15 protein-coding genes, 1 other RNA gene and 1 pseudogene are annotated in these 15719 nt (G+C 41.6%); 5 read left to right on the top strand and 12 right to left on the bottom strand.

Annotation, left to right across the window (positions count from 1 at the left end):
* Positions 1-123 precede the first annotated feature (123 nt).
* Together AC1U9Z_RS10245 and AC1U9Z_RS10240 are read right to left on the bottom strand one after the other, a co-directional pair.
* Positions 124-1149 carry a sulfite exporter TauE/SafE family protein gene (locus tag AC1U9Z_RS10245; protein ID WP_333532344.1) on the bottom strand — a complete coding sequence of 342 codons (1026 nt, stop codon included), beginning with the start codon at positions 1147-1149 and terminating at the stop codon, positions 124-126.
* Positions 1150-1166: 17 nt separating this feature from the next.
* Positions 1167-1373 (bottom strand): MFS transporter, encoded by a 207-nt coding sequence (locus tag AC1U9Z_RS10240; RefSeq protein ID WP_479957353.1) that lies wholly within the window; start codon positions 1371-1373, stop codon positions 1167-1169.
* 293 nt (positions 1374-1666) lie between these two features.
* Here AC1U9Z_RS10240 and AC1U9Z_RS10235 point away from each other — a divergent pair, with 293 nt between their 5' ends.
* A complete protein-coding gene (locus AC1U9Z_RS10235; RefSeq protein WP_333532342.1) occupies positions 1667-2992 on the top strand; it encodes an acetyl-CoA hydrolase/transferase family protein in 1326 nt (441 codons plus the stop codon).
* 48 nt (positions 2993-3040) lie between these two features.
* On the opposite strand, the gene AC1U9Z_RS10230 is transcribed toward AC1U9Z_RS10235, so the two are convergent.
* The 4 genes from AC1U9Z_RS10230 to atoS all read right to left on the bottom strand — a co-directional run bounded on the left by AC1U9Z_RS10230 (position 3041) and on the right by atoS (position 8179).
* Positions 3041-3835, bottom strand: a complete 795-nt coding sequence (locus AC1U9Z_RS10230) for a TIGR02186 family protein (protein WP_479957352.1) — start codon at positions 3833-3835, stop codon at positions 3041-3043.
* A complete protein-coding gene (locus AC1U9Z_RS10225) occupies positions 3832-4734 on the bottom strand; it encodes a sulfite exporter TauE/SafE family protein (protein ID WP_479957351.1) in 903 nt (300 codons plus the stop codon). Before AC1U9Z_RS10225 ends, AC1U9Z_RS10230 begins: the two co-directional genes overlap by 4 nt.
* A 205-nt stretch (positions 4735-4939) precedes the next feature.
* Positions 4940-6301 carry a sigma-54-dependent transcriptional regulator gene (locus AC1U9Z_RS10220; RefSeq protein ID WP_479957350.1) on the bottom strand — a complete coding sequence of 454 codons (1362 nt, stop codon included), beginning with the start codon at positions 6299-6301 and terminating at the stop codon, positions 4940-4942.
* A gap of 3 nt (positions 6302-6304) precedes the next feature.
* Positions 6305-8179 (bottom strand): two-component system sensor histidine kinase AtoS, encoded by a 1875-nt coding sequence (gene atoS / locus AC1U9Z_RS10215; protein ID WP_479957349.1) that lies wholly within the window; start codon positions 8177-8179, stop codon positions 6305-6307.
* 125 nt (positions 8180-8304) lie between these two features.
* Here atoS and AC1U9Z_RS10210 point away from each other — a divergent pair, with 125 nt between their 5' ends.
* Both AC1U9Z_RS10210 and AC1U9Z_RS10205 read left to right on the top strand, forming a co-directional pair.
* The gene (locus AC1U9Z_RS10210; RefSeq protein WP_333532337.1) at positions 8305-8526 is read left to right on the top strand and encodes a hypothetical protein; all 222 of its coding nucleotides are present in this window, start codon (positions 8305-8307) and stop codon (positions 8524-8526) included.
* A 101-nt stretch (positions 8527-8627) separates the two neighbouring features.
* Positions 8628-9074 (top strand): rhodanese-like domain-containing protein, encoded by a 447-nt coding sequence (locus AC1U9Z_RS10205; RefSeq protein ID WP_479957348.1) that lies wholly within the window; start codon positions 8628-8630, stop codon positions 9072-9074.
* 119 nt (positions 9075-9193) lie between these two features.
* Here the strand turns inward: AC1U9Z_RS10205 and AC1U9Z_RS10200 are convergent, their stop codons facing one another.
* From AC1U9Z_RS10200 to ssrS, 4 genes are all read right to left on the bottom strand, one after another.
* Positions 9194-9733, bottom strand: coding sequence for a BON domain-containing protein (locus AC1U9Z_RS10200; protein ID WP_333532335.1), 540 nt, complete (start codon positions 9731-9733; stop codon positions 9194-9196).
* A gap of 76 nt (positions 9734-9809) precedes the next feature.
* Positions 9810-10733: a DUF362 domain-containing protein gene (locus AC1U9Z_RS10195; RefSeq protein ID WP_479957347.1), complete on the bottom strand. Its 924-nt coding sequence runs from the start codon at positions 10731-10733 to the stop codon at positions 9810-9812.
* A 77-nt stretch (positions 10734-10810) separates the two neighbouring features.
* Entirely contained in the window at positions 10811-11812 is a 1002-nt protein-coding gene (locus AC1U9Z_RS10190) for a cation diffusion facilitator family transporter (RefSeq protein WP_333532333.1), read from the bottom strand.
* Positions 11813-11974: 162 nt separating this feature from the next.
* Positions 11975-12151: non-coding RNA, 6S RNA (gene ssrS / locus AC1U9Z_RS10185), on the bottom strand.
* 242 nt (positions 12152-12393) lie between these two features.
* Between ssrS and AC1U9Z_RS10180 the strand changes: the two genes are divergently transcribed.
* Together AC1U9Z_RS10180 and AC1U9Z_RS10175 are read left to right on the top strand one after the other, a co-directional pair.
* Complete coding sequence (locus AC1U9Z_RS10180; protein WP_479957346.1) at positions 12394-13110, top strand: ABC transporter ATP-binding protein; 717 nt, start codon at positions 12394-12396, stop codon at positions 13108-13110.
* Positions 13103-14701 carry a putative ABC exporter domain-containing protein gene (locus AC1U9Z_RS10175; RefSeq protein ID WP_479957345.1) on the top strand — a complete coding sequence of 533 codons (1599 nt, stop codon included), beginning with the start codon at positions 13103-13105 and terminating at the stop codon, positions 14699-14701. The genes AC1U9Z_RS10180 and AC1U9Z_RS10175 overlap by 8 nt, the downstream gene beginning before the upstream one ends.
* A gap of 94 nt (positions 14702-14795) precedes the next feature.
* Here the strand turns inward: AC1U9Z_RS10175 and AC1U9Z_RS10170 are convergent, their stop codons facing one another.
* Both AC1U9Z_RS10170 and AC1U9Z_RS10165 read right to left on the bottom strand, forming a co-directional pair.
* The gene (locus AC1U9Z_RS10170) at positions 14796-14927 is read right to left on the bottom strand and encodes a hypothetical protein (protein ID WP_479957344.1); all 132 of its coding nucleotides are present in this window, start codon (positions 14925-14927) and stop codon (positions 14796-14798) included.
* Between the two features lie 14 nt (positions 14928-14941).
* Positions 14942-15719 (bottom strand): annotated as a pseudogene (locus tag AC1U9Z_RS10165) (hypothetical protein); the annotation flags it as partial.

Raw genomic sequence — 15719 nt, 5'->3', positions numbered from 1 at the left:
AAAGCAACCGCCTGGTGTGCAGGGCGGTTGCTTTTTGCTTTTAGTATGGATTACCATCATCCCTTTGTCACCTTGAGCGATCGTGAAGGAGCTTTCCAGCATGGCGAATAGCTAACGACCACTTCACGGCTCAGGACCAACTACTTTCTGCTGTCCTTTGGCAACTTTATTTTGTTGCCGCACCTCTTTCACTAACATAAAAATTATGATACCACTCAGTATAGCTGCCGTGCTTAGCATAAGATAAACGGCCAAGACAGGTAACAACAGTTGTTTAAAGAAAACAGCGGTTCCAGAAAGTATGAGGGTTATGCCAAAATATAGTCTTATTTTCATACCCTTAATATATGCGGTGGCAACGGAACCAATCTGGGCTCCCACTGCTGCGCCGATTACCATAACCATAGCCCCGATAATTTCTACCTTACCTGCTAAAGCATAGATATAAGCTCCCCAGGAATTCGTGATTAATATAGCAAACAAATCCGTACCAACTGCCATTACTGTCGGTAGTCCCAGAAAATAAATAAGTACCGGGACCCTAACAAACCCCCCGCCAACCCCTAAGAAACCGGAAAGAAACCCTGTGGTTACACTCAAAAAAACAATTACCCAAATGGATATGGCAGATACGTTGGATGTAGGGAAACTAATAAATGGTCCAACTCGAATTTTTCGTATCCACTTAGAAAGTTGGCTCCTTGCTGCTTCGGCCTCCAGTTGCTGTCTTTCGTTCAGCCTGGTATAAAAATAATATTCCCGGATCATAAAGAAGCCCAAGGCAAAAAGGAGAAAAATGTAAATCATTCTAACAATAGGCCCCGCTTGACCAAGCTTTTCCAAATATAAAATAGATTGTTTCCCTACAGAAACGCCATACATACCAAGCAAACCCATGATTAAACCCAACTTAAAATCCACATGCCTCAGCAATGAATGTTTAAAGGTAGCAACAATTGATTTACCAAAAATATGGGCTATATCCGTGCCAATGGCAAAGGCCATGGGAAAACCAAATATATTTAGGGCGGGGGTTACAATAAAAGCCCCCCCTATACCAAAAAATCCCCCCAATACACCAACGAAAAAACCTATGAAAAGCAAAGCCCAACCACTGACATCTGCATTCGCTATGGGTAAATGTAGCAAGTCATCCCCCTCATTTCCTACTCTCCCTTAATGCCAAATAACCGAAGAATTATTTCCGTGAATAGCCCGACGGAAACACCAACCACGGCCATTAGGGTGACCACAATTAATCCGTATTGAGCTTTATGAAGTTGGTAGATAGCAACAATATACTCATTCAAAGCATCAATGATAATAATCACCTGCCCCGGGAAAGTAGTGACAAACCTTTTTGAAATAACCAAGATAATCAACCGTATTTTTAACTAATTGTAGTGACAACATTGTGACATTCTTCACTTGTTTTTTAAAGATTTTAGATTTTGTTTTTCAGCGTCATCCTAGCATAACTAGCTAATATTTTCAAGATTTTCTTTGGTTTTTAAAGGTAATCCAAGTATTTACAAAAGGAATATTATCAAATAACTTTTGGATATTTTTTAAAAACCCCGTTGTACTTTGACAATATATTTCTTTTAATTGTGATATAAGCGTGATATAATTCACTTAAGTTTGGATGTTTTGGGGGTGAACGTTCTTGGTCTGGTTTAAGGCAGGTCCATTATTTGAAGACTCTGAACAGTTGGCCAAAATGTATCATGATAAATTGGTTTCTGCAGAAAAGGCGGTAGCTATTATTTCCTCCGGGGATAATATCGTTGTTCCTCCCGGTGCTGCTGAACCAGAATTGTTAATGGAAACTCTGGCAAACAGAAAAGGTGAGTTAAAAGATGTCAGAATTCACCAAATGCTGCCTTTAAGGGAAGCAAGTTATCTTAAACCTGGGATGGAGAAACATTTCCGCCATGTATCTTGGCTAACAAGCAGTATCGTTAAAAGAGGTGTTAAGGAAGGCCGGGCTGGCGTTATGCCCGGATATTTATTCGAATATCCGCAATTTATCAGAGAAATGGAAGTAGACGTGTTTATGGGTACTGTCTCCCCCATGGACGAACATGGCTATTTCAGTTTTGGTGTATCTGTTGACTACACAATTGCTGCGGCTGGCTGTGCTAAAAAGGTAATTCTAGTGGTAAACCCAAACATGCCCCGGACAATGGGTTACAGTTTTATTCATATTTCCCAGGCTGATATGATCGTTGAGGACAACTCACCTCTATTGGAAGTATCAAAACCTGTACAAAGTAAAATTGATAATAAAATCGGGGATTATGTGTGTGAAATTGTAGAAGATGGTTCAACTATCCAACTGGGTTTAGGTTCTTTGGCCAATTCCGTGGCCCAGTGTCTAAGTGTAAAAAAAGGACTTGGTATCCATAGTCACTTTATTACAGATTCCATCGTTGACTTAGTAGAGTGTGGTGCCATAACCAACCGCAGGAAAAACCTTCACCAGGGTAAAATTATTTGCAGCTCCGCTGTGGGTACAAAGCGGCTTTATGATTTTATCAATAACAATCCCTTGTTTGAAATGCACGCTGTCTCTTACACCAATGACCCTATGGTCATTGCTAAGAATAATAATATGATAGCCATCAATAGTGTTGATGAAATTGATCTCTTAGGTCAGTGTGCATCAGAGCCCATTGGTCCCAAATTATATTCAGGCACCGGGGAACAGGTTGATTTTGCGAGGGGTGCCTTGAACGCGCTTCATGGCAAAAGTATTGTCATTCTTCATTCCACCCATAAAGGCAGAACAAAAATCGTACCAGCCTTAGAAAGTGGTTCGGTGGTAAGCCTTAGCAAAAATGATGTAGATTATGTTGTCACTGAATACGGTATTGCTAGACTTAAAGGAAAAACCTATCGACAGAGGGCAGAAGCTCTGATCTCCATTGCCCACCCTGATCACAGGGATGGCTTGGCCGAAGCTGCTAAAAAATTTGGTCTGACTAGATAAAAAAGCCGCATTGCACCTACTTGCAATGCGGCTTTTATTATTACTTTACTATTCTAAATTTGTTTTTAGCTCTGCTCGTCTTTCTTTTTCCCTTTGGTTCTCAATAAATTCAAGTATTTGAGCCACAGTCAAAAGGATAATTGGTATCATAAACAGCGTTATGACAAGAATTGCCGAAATGGAAGCATCCTGGGAGCCCATCGATAAAAATGAAGCCGGTTTAATATCTAATGTCTGGGGAGTTGCTGCTAGGATTTGATTATTGACCAAGGTCATGGCTGTAACCTTGATGGATCCCAGAGGCATTCCTTCAATTAACGGAATCTCCACCTTATATTTACCGCCTTCTTTCTGGACAACTCCCTGCCTTATGCCATATAGGCGATTATCTTCCTTTTTCTCGATGGCCAGTTTAATGTAATCCTGTTGGTGCTTGTTGTAAGCCTCTGGGAGATCCTGCCGCATCCTAACCCAGGCATCTGTTTTTAACTGTGGGTAATCGGCAATTATCCCTAACTGATGGGCAAGTTTTTCATCTGTTATACTGTTAATATCCGATGTTAGAACCTGATAATAGCCTGGAATGCCTTGAACCTCTGCCTCATTAAAATTTACCAAGGATGAGTTCTTTAAGAGGCTTACTAAAACCGGTCGATCCGGTCCCTGCAATTGAATGATGACGGGTGCATCCTTTGGTACCTCCCCAGAGACCACAACTTTTTGTTTCGTTGGGTCCAAACCAACTTCACACTGATATTGGGAAAGCTCACAGGAAATATTGGCGGCCAGTACGGGACCAGGAAAAAGCATGATGGCTAACAACAATAGGGTAAATATTCTCATCCTTGAACACCCCCAAACCAGCCAAGAAGTTTTAGTGGAAGGATGATTTGATGCATGAAAGCACTCTGAATGGGATTGCTTATCATTATGGCCCATAAGGTAAAGGAGGTAATTGCAACCAACAAAGCTGCCACGGGAATGGGATAAAGTTTCTTTTTAACAACCGTGGATAATGCCAACATGGTGACGGCTGAACCCAGAAACATCCATAATAGAATCTGTAGATTTAAGGGTATCGCTAAAAAGTCGTGCCACATAGCAATTGACAGCATGCCAATAAAATTAAACAGCATGGAAGTTGCCACTGCCACCATCACAGGAATATCAAGGCAAATAATTAATATGGGACAAACGATGATCGCTGCAATGGGTCCAAAAATTTTACCTGTAAAGGCTAATAATATTCCTAAAAATAGGGGTACTAAGAAGGATACGTTGATTCCACTAACTGATAAATACATCTTCCCAGGCATCCGGCCAATCATTTTCATAACTATTTTTCTCTGCCTATTATTTGGTTTTGGCAGCAAAGCAAAGGGACGAATCTTGTAAATTACCGCAGCTATCAATAAAACTAGATAAGGCAGTAAAACCAGTGGGCTAAGATCACCCATCCCACCGAAAAAAATGAGTCCGGCGAATAATCCTATAACGAGTAAAAATAACAACTTATAATCGATGTTCCCTGTCTGCCAATGTCCAACTACGGCCGGGATAATCAGTGCAGCAAAATGTGCTAAACCAATGGGTATCGCCATTTCCGGCGGTAACCCAGTTATAAACACTAAAAGTGGCACAATCATGTATATACTTGCCTTCCCCAAGAGAGGGAAAAGCACGCCTCCGAGTATACCAATAACCATAAATAATAGTGACCCTGAAAATAAAATACTTTCCATTTTTCCGAGCCTCCCATAAAACAATCTTTTTAAATCATATATAGTAGCAAATACCATGCCACATTGCTTGCGCACGTTATTGCAAACCCAAAGCCTGTAAAAGACAAAGAAACGGCTCAATTAAGCCGTTTCTTTGTCTTTTTATTTTATTATTGTGGTGACAAATTTGGGTCAATTTCACCCAAGGTGAGCAATATTTACCCACCTATTCAATTTCCAGTTCCTTCATCTTGGCATAAAGGGACCTTCTATTAATTCCTAAGGCTTTGGCCGCGGTGGTACGGCACCAATTATTTTCCCCTAATGTCTTAATAATAATTTTCCGTTCAACATCCGCCACGATTTGTTTCAGTGGTAAATTCAAATCATTAATATATACCTTGTCCGTGGGTATTTTTTTCTCAGGGGCTCCTAATTGAATATCCTCTGGTACGATGATGGTCCCCCTGGCCATGACAATCGAACGTTCAATCAGATTCTCCAATTCCCGAACATTGCCTGGCCAATCATAATTTTTTAATAATTCGATTGTTTCATTGGAAAAACCCTTAATATCTTTATTAAACTCTTTATTATATTTGGCCAGGAAGTAGGCCACTAGGGGCAAAATATCTTCTTTTCTTTCACGTAAAGGAGGTATTTCAATGTTTACCACATTTAGTCGAAAAAACAGATCTTCCCGGAACTCTCCTTCCATGACACTTTGTTTTAGTTTTCGATTTGTAGCGGCAACAATTCGCACATCTACCTTGATGGTCTTTGTACCACCCACCCGATCAAATTCTTTTTCTTGAATGGCTCGGAGAAGTTTGGCTTGGGTAGAAAGGCTAATTTCCCCTATTTCATCAAAAAAAACAGTTCCTTCGTGGGCCAGCTCAAATTTACCTACCTTATCGGAGCTAGCACCGGTAAAAGCACCCTTTTCATAACCAAATAATTCGCTTTCTAATAGACTATCCGGTAGATTCGCACAATTTATTTTTATAAAGGGTTTATTTCTGCGGGAGCTATTATAATGAACCGACCTGGCTACCAATTCTTTACCCGTACCACTCTCACCTTGAATTAAAACGGTGACATTACTATCTGCAACTCTGCCAATATCTTTGTATACCTGCCTCATGCCAGGGGAATTTCCTATTATATTAACACCATTTGTTTCTACCTGTTCTACGGTTTGAGGAAAGGAAGCAACCGTACCGGATTGGGCCACAGCCCTTTGGACCAGTCCTAGAAATTCATCCAAATCAAAGGGTTTAACAATATAATCAAAGGCACCCAGTTTCATTGCTTTTATGGCTACATCGGTGGTACCAAAGGCAGTCATTAAAATAACCGGCGTATTTAGACCGGATGATTTGATATATTCAAGCAAAGCAAAGCCATCCTTTTCAGGCATACGAATGTCCGTAATAAGAACATCTGGTTTAAACTGCAGTAACCTCTCCTGACATTGCAGTCCATCGATAGCCGTATCTACTAAATATTTTTCGTCCGTAAGTACATCAAAAAGAAACTGCCTTACGCTGTCTTCATCATCTACCACCAGCACTCTCTTTAACGACATTCTTTATCCCTCCTTGGAGTCCTTGGTAAAATGATCGGATTCTATCGGTAATAGAATATGAACGCTGGTACCAACTCCCACCTGACTTTTAATCTCAATTTTTCCTCCTTGGGCTCTAATAATTTCATCCGCTATGGTTAGTCCCAGGCCTGTACCCTTGGCCCGGGTGGAAAAGAAGGGGTCAAATACCTTCTCCAATAATTCTTCCGATATGCCGCACCCGTTATCTTGAATATCAACATAAACCATCTTATCCACTGCGCTAAAACCAGTATGAACCTCTATCTCGCCGCCTTCGGGCATAGCCTGAACACCATTATAGATGATATTCATTAGTACCTGTTCAACTTGATCCGGATCGATATAAACATTGGGTATATCATCCTGGGCATGAAAAAGAATGCGGATTTTTTCTGAGTGAGTCTCTTCAAAAAAGTTTAGAACTCTACTCATTAATTGATTAATGGAAAGCACTTTTTGCAAAGAATGTGTGGGTCTGGCAAAAAAGAGCAATTTATTGACAATCGAATCCAGCCTCCTTACCTCTCGATAAATGGTATTGAGCGACTTTACAGTGGGGGATTTACTTTTGAGCCAGAATTGAATATAGCCACTAATCGAGGTCAAAGGATTTTTAATTTCATGGGCTACACCAGTCACTAATTTCCCCAGAGAAGCTAAGCGTTCCTGCCTTCTCATTTGTTCTTCCATCCGCATCCGTGCAGTAACATCACGGCAACTCAAAACGGCTCCCACTACTTTATGGTGGGCATCATACAACACAGATGTATTAGCCATTAATTGCAATTCCTGTCCTCCTAAAAACTTAGTTTTAATTTCTTTACTTTCCTGACCCAATAAACAAATATTAAACAGGTCAATAATTTCATTGTTTTTAGGAAAAATCTCCGAAAAGTGCTTATCTAAAACATCTTCCGAAAGCTGGAATATGATGCGAGCCGTGGCGTTTACACTAACGATTCTACCTTCCATATTGACGGCCACAATTCCCGCATTAATACTGGCCAATATGATTTCATTGTAGTTCTGAGCGCGAACTAATCGCGCCGCCAAATCATTGATCGCCTTGGATATTTCACCTAATTCACCCATGGTAGGTGGAATAACATAGGTAAGATCATGCTGCATTCTTTGCAAACCGCTTTTTATATTCGCCACTGTATCTAAATAATTTTTCAAAAGGAAAAAAGTACTGCATAATCCTAACATAAAGCCAAAAAAGATTACCGTATAGGCAAAACTCTCCGCTTGTAGAATTTCCCGGTTGATCCCACCCAATCTTTCTCCGGCCCAAATTACTGCTACAACTTTCCCATTCTCTAGAAGTGGCCGAAATATGACTAGTTTTTGGTGACCAACAGAACCCATTACTACTTCCAAAGGTTCTTTCGTAAAAACAACTTGATCAAAGGCATCCTTCCATTGGGCCTGCTCTGACCATTGTGTCTCTTCAGAAACATCTAAAAAAAGGTCTTTGAAATCCATATAGGGCAAGTGACTATCCTGACCCATCTGCACCAGGACTGCTTTTATTTCAGGCGAATAATAACCTAACTCAATACCTTGGTATCTTTGAAACACCTTCATGACAGCACCGGCTAATTCCCTATTGAGGCTTTTAATCTGTTCAATACGATTCTTCTTAAGGGATTCTTGTTTCTTGATTAATTGCGAAATATTTTGTGGCACCTTTTGGCTAAGTTCCTCCACTGCCATGGTCAAGGTTTCCCTTTGCTCATCTAAAACCACTGGCATCGTATGGTTTACCATGTAAAGCATCGCGCCAATAATAAGCACTGGCAGCAACAATAATAGGGCGATTAAAACCATCAATTGATTTTTGAATTTGCTAATCATAAATTTTTCACCTTATACCGTTTAATAAACTAATCTTAGCATTTCCGTCGAACCTAGCCAACAAAAAAAATAACAACATTAGACCTTCATAATTGGGCAAAATAAATGCCATAGGAGGTGATAACTTGTCCATCATTGACGAATACAAAAAGGGTGTAAAATATGAATTACCGGAAATTGAATATTATCTGCACCGACCAGTAGGCCATACACAGCCCCGTGAAATAAAATCTCAAAAAGCACAGTTAAACAGCGTCCATCAGCATGGTACTCAAAAAAGTGTTAAAATGGGTATGCATCACAAAACAGGCGTTAGAGATATGAAACACAATATTAACCGTGATTAGAAAAACTTGGCTTGCACCTATGATCGTGCTCGTTTATGCCCCCACCGCGGGGGCTTTTCAATTTTTACTTATTAAGCTAGTATAATAACGAGGTGACTTAAGTGAAAAAAATTAGTTGGCTGCTCTTATGTTCTATTATTTTGATTATACTATCTGGTTGCAGTATGAACGAAATTCAAAATAACGAACAGCAACAAATAAAAAGTTCTGTCGTCCAAAAAGAAGTTACCTTTCAAGATATTTCCTCAAAGGAATTAAGAGGATTCATTACTTCGGGGGACATTTTGCTTATTGACGTCAGGGAACCTTATGAGTTTGAGGAGGGTTATATCAGCAACTCTATCAATATTCCGTTGGGACAATTGGATAACCGTTTAAGCGAATTGTCAAAGGATCAATTGATCGTGGTCTATTGTCGTTCTGGCCGTCGTAGTGCTGCTGCAGCGGAGCTATTCGTTATTCATGGTTTTCTAAAGGTGTACAATTTAAAAGGTGGCATTCTTCAATGGCCCTATGACCTGGTAAAACCAAATTTGGTACTACATTAGAAAAACGTGGCTTACGCCATGCCCTAAAGGGCACGGGAGTCTTGCATCATCATTATAAATTTTATACTTTGATAGTGTTAATAAAGGAACCCCCTAGGGGGTTCCTTTTGTGCAAAATTTTAGCTTAACCCATCTTTATTATTTTCCTCTTCGCTGTCATTGTTAACCTGACTATGGAATATTTCCTTTAAGGTCATCTCTGCAACGTCCTTCTCTCTAAAACCGACCTTCCTCTCAACCTGAACCATCACATCCCGCACACCCCTGGCCCTGGTGGCAGCTTCAATGGCATTGTTTATTTCCTCTTCACTTTCGGCACGCCCACGCAGGTAAACAATGCCTCCGATACTTTCTGCTCCGATATTCTTTAAATTGACACCGTTATTCTCTAACTCTTCATAAACCTCAGCAGTTACTTCACCGTCATTAATCTGGCCATCCGTGCTTATGGTAACACCATTTTCAATACTTTTAATACCAGAAACCCTGGATACCAATTCATGTAATTGTCTTCTTTCATGCAGGGTATCCACCAGACCCATTAGGTGGACTTCCCCCTTTTGGACTTGTACTTTAATCCCATAATCCTTTAGACCATTGGTTCTGTCAATGATTGACTGTATATCTTTCTGCAGTTCCTTGTCTTGAAATCTTGACATTTTCTCATCTCCTTCGGGATAAGCTTACTGCTATTATTCCCCCAAAGAGGAGAGCTATCAGTGTTAATTTTTTTAGTTATATTAATTGAAAAGGCTTTAGTCGGCCCTGATCAACCACCACAGCATGGCCGTAGGCGGCTAGACTAAAAACTTCTTCGGCCTCATATAAGGGAACACCTTTTAGTTCGACCTTTTTCAGGTCACCTTCACCCACTCCCCTGAGAGCTAATTCGTACAGGTACTGAACAGCCTGGGGCATGAAGCCCAGTAATCTGGCACCCACCACATCCGTGGCCACAGGATCTGTACCAGCAATTACGATGTCTGAATTAACAGGTTTACCCTTGGAAGGACCTGTACCAATCATTCCTTTATTACCACTTAAAATAGTCAGGTCGATGGGTATTTTCTCTGCCATAGCAGCAATAAAACCGTGCAGACGTTCATGAATACCTCTTTGTGCCTTGGGCCAACCATGAATTTCAGCCGGTGGCCAGGACAAGGCGATGTTCTTTACACCCAAGGAAACAGTTGCCTCTTCATGATACTTTATTTGGGTGAAGGAGATTAACACATCCGCCTCCGTTATCAACTTATTAATCGGTGTGGCGGGTGGATAGGAATGATTTAATGCCAGGTCTATATATGGACCATAGTTGGTATCCACAAATTCCACCTGCTCTTGTTGTAAAATATGTAGATAGCCCGTTTGTTCCATAACCTTGGGCGTGGGATCCCCACCAGAGCCACAGGCCACGACAATTCTTCCCGGCTTCTGCTTTTTAATAAACTTAATCAACTCCCTCAGGGTTTCCGGACCCACTACTGTACCCGTTTCAGGTGGTCTGGTATTAACCCAATTGGGTGTTATAACCACGGTATCGCCGGTTTTAAAAATTTCTTGTACTGGCAACATTTCAATGGCACGGCAAACAGCCTGTCCCTCCAATGGGTCTCTGGTTATAGCAACTACCGCCCGATCAACTTTTCTTTTTCTCATTTGAACCTCCCGGAATTTTAGCTGTGTCAGCACTGACACCATGGCCTACTGAGACGCCTAAGCTTTTGTCAAAAAATTTATTCTTTACTAGGTGCCACTTGTGGCATAAGGGAAGGACTCTGACACTGTGTATCAATTTGCCAATTTCTTATTTTATTATCACTTATGATACTTATAAGAACGTGGCTAAACTCTTTATATTGTTCCTTTACTGACGATGCCACCCTTTGATTAATCTCATCACACTGGGCTAGGCAAATTCGTTCATTTGCTTCAATGATTAATTCCACCAAATAACTTTTAGGGCCAATACTCATGGATCGAACGCTATGAACATCCTTAACCCCATCCAGTGCTAAAACATAGTTGCCCATGTCTTGAATTAATTCAGGTGCAGCGGCTTCACCTAAAATTGCCGCAACATTTTCCCTGGCTGTGGCCAAGCCGATCAATAGGAGAATGACTCCAATCACAACGGATGCAATTCCATCAAACAGAACATTTCCTGTTACAACCGAAAGAATAATGGCTGTACCTGCTATGATCAGTCCCATTAACGCAGCCGAGTCCTCTAAAAATATAAAACGGGTGGCTGGTGTGGCTTTCGTCAAAGCAGGAATCACTTTGGTGAACATTCTGGCCCCCGAGGTCGTTTCACCCACCTCATGCATGATCGCCTTAACTGCCATGGTCAATGAATAGATTTCAAATAAAATACTAATGCCAATGATAATCAAGTTTAACGTAATATATCCTAAGTGCTCAGGGTGCATTATTTTTTGAATACCACCGTAAATTGAAAGGGCACCACCAATAAATAGCATGCCCAAACTGGCTACAAAGCTCCAGAAAAATACCCTTTTGCCATGACCAAACTGATAACGCTCATCCACCGGGCGTTGGGCTTGACGAATACCGATTAAAAGAAAAAAACCGTTAGCCCAGTCTCCCACTGAATGTTTAAATTCAGCCATCATCGAGGCACTCCCACTAAGTATCGCACCAACTAATTTCATTATCGCAATGACACCATTAGCCAAAAGGGCGGCTTTGATTGCTGATTCACTATTGTGTGCCATCGAATTCCTCCCTAAACAAAAAATTACCATGCTTTTGCCCAAACAGAACCTAACCTTTCTTATTCTATCTTGGTACATGCAGGAAAATTCATTATTTGTGTAATTTAAAAATGTGCAAAAAAAGAAAATCCCCAGAGACTATTCTCTGAGGATTTTTTTCTTTGCCTACCCGCTTAGCCGTCCACTTGGTGTTTTTAATACCCGCTTCTCGCAGGTGGGTGTCAGCTGAATTGTTTCTGCCTTCCGTCCGCAACGGCCTGACATCTGCAATTTAAGATCCAACTCCCAAAAACACACTGTGGTTTAAAAATCAACAAGGAACGCACAAAGCAGGAAATTAAATTTTTATTACTTTAGTCGGTAGTTGTATAATAACAAATATTATTGTCTAATTCAAGATCTTCTAGTTGGTAATCTATTGGAAATATGAAAAATAACGTCTATGCAATAAATTTAACTCATTTTAGCCTGCAAAATTGTGTTGCTGACACTTAAAATGGCTCTAATCGCTCAGTTTGTGATAAACTTAGGATGTTTCAATTGTATTCAATCTTCTAAGTGACGTGTTATGAGGTGATCGGATGTTAAAAGTAGAACACTTGACCAAGAAATTTAAAAGTGCTGTTGCGGTAGACGACATTAGTTTTACCCTTAACCAAGGCGATATTGTAGGACTTTTGGGTCCGAACGGAGCCGGTAAAAGCACTACCATCAAAACCATTGCCGGTCTGTTGCGCAAGACGGACGGCAGCATAAATATTGACGGTTATCCCAGTACTACCCAGGAGGCAAAAAAGAAATTTACATATATACCTGAGGTGCCCGAGTTGTACGATATGCTGACTGTATGGGAGCACCTGCAGTTCATTGGTTACGCCTACAATGTGACAGACTTTAAGGAAAAAGCGGAACGACTGATTGAGCGTTATGACCTGTGGGATAAGAAAGATAAGCTTGCCAAGGAACTGTCCAAAGGCATGAAGCAAAAGGTCTCTATTTGCTGCGGCCTGCTGCCTGAACCAGACCTTTACTTATTTGATGAACCGATGATCGGACTTGACCCCAAGTCAATCAGGGAAACCAAATTGATTTTTCAGGAACTGAGTGAACAGCAGAAAACTGTTTTGGTCAGTACACATTTACTGGATAGCATTGAAAACCTCTGTCAGCGCGTGTTGGTAATGAAAAACGGTAAGATCATCGTGGATAGGACTATGGAGGAGATGAAGCTGCAACTGGGAAACAGTGAAAGCGTATCCCTGGAGGATCTGTTCTTAGAGGTGACAAAGGATGAATGATTTCAAACTCCTGATTAAAAGGGACGGCTGGATAATCAAAAACCACTTTGTAGAGATTAAGCACAACCCCAAGCGGCTAATCATTTATTTCTTCTATTTATTTTGGCTAGGCTCTCTTCTCTTTAATGTACTGCTGAAACAACGGGAACCGATGCCCATACCGATGCAGTTTAGCGAACAAATACTGGGGGCGGCATTTGTTGGATTCAGCGCGGTTTTTATTTTATATTTTCTGTACCGCGGCACAACAGAATCTTCCACCTTTTTTTCCATGGGGGATGTACATCTGTTGTTTCCGTCACCTGTTTCGCCCAAAAAGATTCTGCTTTATAGCATGACAAAACAGAGTCTGGTGAATTTTTTCCTTTACGGTATTGTTATTTTGGCTTTGATGCCTACCATTACAAACCTGGCCAAGATCAATCCGGATCATCTCCCTTTTCTCTACCTTGGCTATATTGGCATGGTTTTATCCATCAAACCATTAAACTTTTTGATTTTTGCAATCGGCAGCAAATATCGTATTCAATCGTGGCTGCAGCAAGGAATTCTGTTTTTAAGCTTTATCTTTATTGCTTATCTGGGAATTCGTGTTTTCACTGCCGAGGATTTACTGCAAGGAGTGCTGCAGGGCTTAAACGCTCCCTTTATCAATTATTTGCCTGTGATTGGCTGGAGTAAGGTCGTATTTATGACAGCCGTAACGGGTTACAGCACTTTTAGTGCAGCTGCGCTGGTGCTTCAAATTCTGTTTCTGATTTGCTGTATTGCCCTTTCATATTACACGGCTGATGATTATTACGAAGACACTTTGAAAGCTACCGAAAAGAGAAGTCTGCATAGACGGCGAAAAAAAGGAATGGAAAAGTCTCAGCCCATGTCACTTCCTTTTCTGAAGAATAAAAATGTTATTGTAAAAAAAGCGGGAACCGGACCCTGGACTTTTTTGTGGCGCAGCAAGATTGAGGCCAGCCGCAGCGACCTGCATCCATACCTGGGGTTTAGGACGCTTATCTTTTTGCTGGCCGGGTTAATCATTGGCTACTTCAGTGCCAAACACAACGGTGGTATAACTCCCCTTTACATGGCAAACAGTGTCATTGCATACATGCTGTTTATTTTTTCTGCGGCTAACTCCGGTCAGAGTGAACTGTCCAAACCGTATATTTACCTGATTCCCGGTTCCAATTTACTGAAGATAATCTGCAGCAACCTGACCGATGTACTGCGGATGACGGTAAACATTGCGGCACTGAATATCCCCTTGGGTATCATGCTCAAGGCTCCAGTATATGTAATTGCCATCATGATTGTCTTTGGTATTAGTTTTTATATTTTAAACCTGTGTTCCAACTATTTATTACGCATCCTTTTCCCCAGTGCCATCGACCAAAAGGCCTTATATCCATTGTTTCTCATGCTGCAGGTACTGCTGCTCCTGCTGCCCGGTGGAATAGTCGGCGGCGGCCTGGCTGTTATTTACCACAATATACTGCTGGCCTTTGTAGGCATTGGGATTGTCAATATGGTGATAATCGGGATTCTGCTGCTGTTGTCCAATAGAATTTTTGCCAAACTAGAGTGGAAGTAGGGACAGAGGGACAGGTCGAGACCGCTGAAAAAGTCCTGTTTTTTCAGTGGTCTCGACCTGTCCCCCTGTCCCTGTCATGAGCCGTTACTACTTCTTATTTAATTTCCCCCCAGCCGAATTCATCGCCGGTGCCGCTGCCCCCGTTAGATAAGCCGCTACTCGTCAGGATTTCTTCCGTTTCAAATATGGTAATTTCAATCTCTGGTTTTTCATATGCCTTTTTCATACAAAAATCCTCCCTTAATAACCAAGTAATTCACTGACAGTGACTGTCCTCACGGATGTATATTTTGTTTCTGTTCCTACGGTTGAAAAAGCTCTCACATAGAGTGGAACTTCTCTGTCCGTTGCCGGAATTCCGATAACGGTACACGCAATGATATACTCTCCTCCCAGACTTTCTGCCGTAACGGGCAAATCTAAGGCGGTTATTTCCTCATATACTGTCGATGTTGCTTTTTCGGAGGCATTCTCCCTGGTTGGGGTGGTTTCACTTTTGGAGAAAACAAAACCGACTTCCTTCGCCTCCAGGGTATCGATGGTGGCGACAAAGCGAATGTCATAGGTATTGCTGCCCTCGTTAACTCTTGTTTGGGCACCCTGATAGGTCACCAGGCAGCCATCTTCGTCAGTTATAGGGAAGGTTGCTGCTATCATGCCCGAATTTGCTTCGTTGCTGACCGAAGTGGCACCTGCTACTGTAAAGAAGTTGGCAGCCACGCCGGTCAGAGTATAGCCCGCTTTAGGTGTCAGAGTGATGGTTGCCGTGTAAACCGTGCTTGGCGCAAATGGATTATCCGCCGGAGACCAGGCAATGGTTCCGGTGTATTGCGCCGTTTGGCTGATAGCTGTTACGGGCACCTCGCCGCGTACCGGGGCGGTGATGCCTGTAATGGCTGCGATGTTGACTGTATCAACGTCAACGGTCTTTACGGTGATAACTGCGTCGAAGTCCGCATAGTTCGTGCTCTTTACCGTTACCTTAATGGTGGCGGTTTTATTCGCGGCGGCTATCGAG

The sequence above is a fragment of the Desulfotomaculum sp. genome (assembly GCF_982386235.1).
Note: the sequence above shows the minus strand (reverse complement) of the source record. Positions and strands in the feature narration are given on the sequence as shown.

Bases quoted from the DNA above. Each gene is read 5' to 3' on its own strand.
- AC1U9Z_RS10220 (WP_479957350.1), bottom strand. From the start codon at position 6,301: ATGTCGTTAAAGAGAGTGCTGGTGGTAGATGATGAAGACAGCGTAAGG.
- AC1U9Z_RS10225 (WP_479957351.1), bottom strand. From the start codon at position 4,734: ATGGAAAGTATTTTATTTTCAGGGTCACTATTATTTATGGTTATTGGT.
- AC1U9Z_RS10175 (WP_479957345.1), top strand. From the start codon at position 13,103: ATGAATGATTTCAAACTCCTGATTAAAAGGGACGGCTGGATAATCAAA.
- AC1U9Z_RS10180 (WP_479957346.1), top strand. From the start codon at position 12,394: ATGTTAAAAGTAGAACACTTGACCAAGAAATTTAAAAGTGCTGTTGCG.
- AC1U9Z_RS10195 (WP_479957347.1), bottom strand. From the start codon at position 10,733: ATGAGAAAAAGAAAAGTTGATCGGGCGGTAGTTGCTATAACCAGAGAC.
- AC1U9Z_RS10170 (WP_479957344.1), bottom strand. From the start codon at position 14,927: ATGAAAAAGGCATATGAAAAACCAGAGATTGAAATTACCATATTTGAA.
- AC1U9Z_RS10200 (WP_333532335.1), bottom strand. From the start codon at position 9,733: ATGTCAAGATTTCAAGACAAGGAACTGCAGAAAGATATACAGTCAATC.
- AC1U9Z_RS10230 (WP_479957352.1), bottom strand. From the start codon at position 3,835: ATGAGAATATTTACCCTATTGTTGTTAGCCATCATGCTTTTTCCTGGT.
- atoS (WP_479957349.1), bottom strand. From the start codon at position 8,179: ATGATTAGCAAATTCAAAAATCAATTGATGGTTTTAATCGCCCTATTA.
- AC1U9Z_RS10190 (WP_333532333.1), bottom strand. From the start codon at position 11,812: ATGGCACACAATAGTGAATCAGCAATCAAAGCCGCCCTTTTGGCTAAT.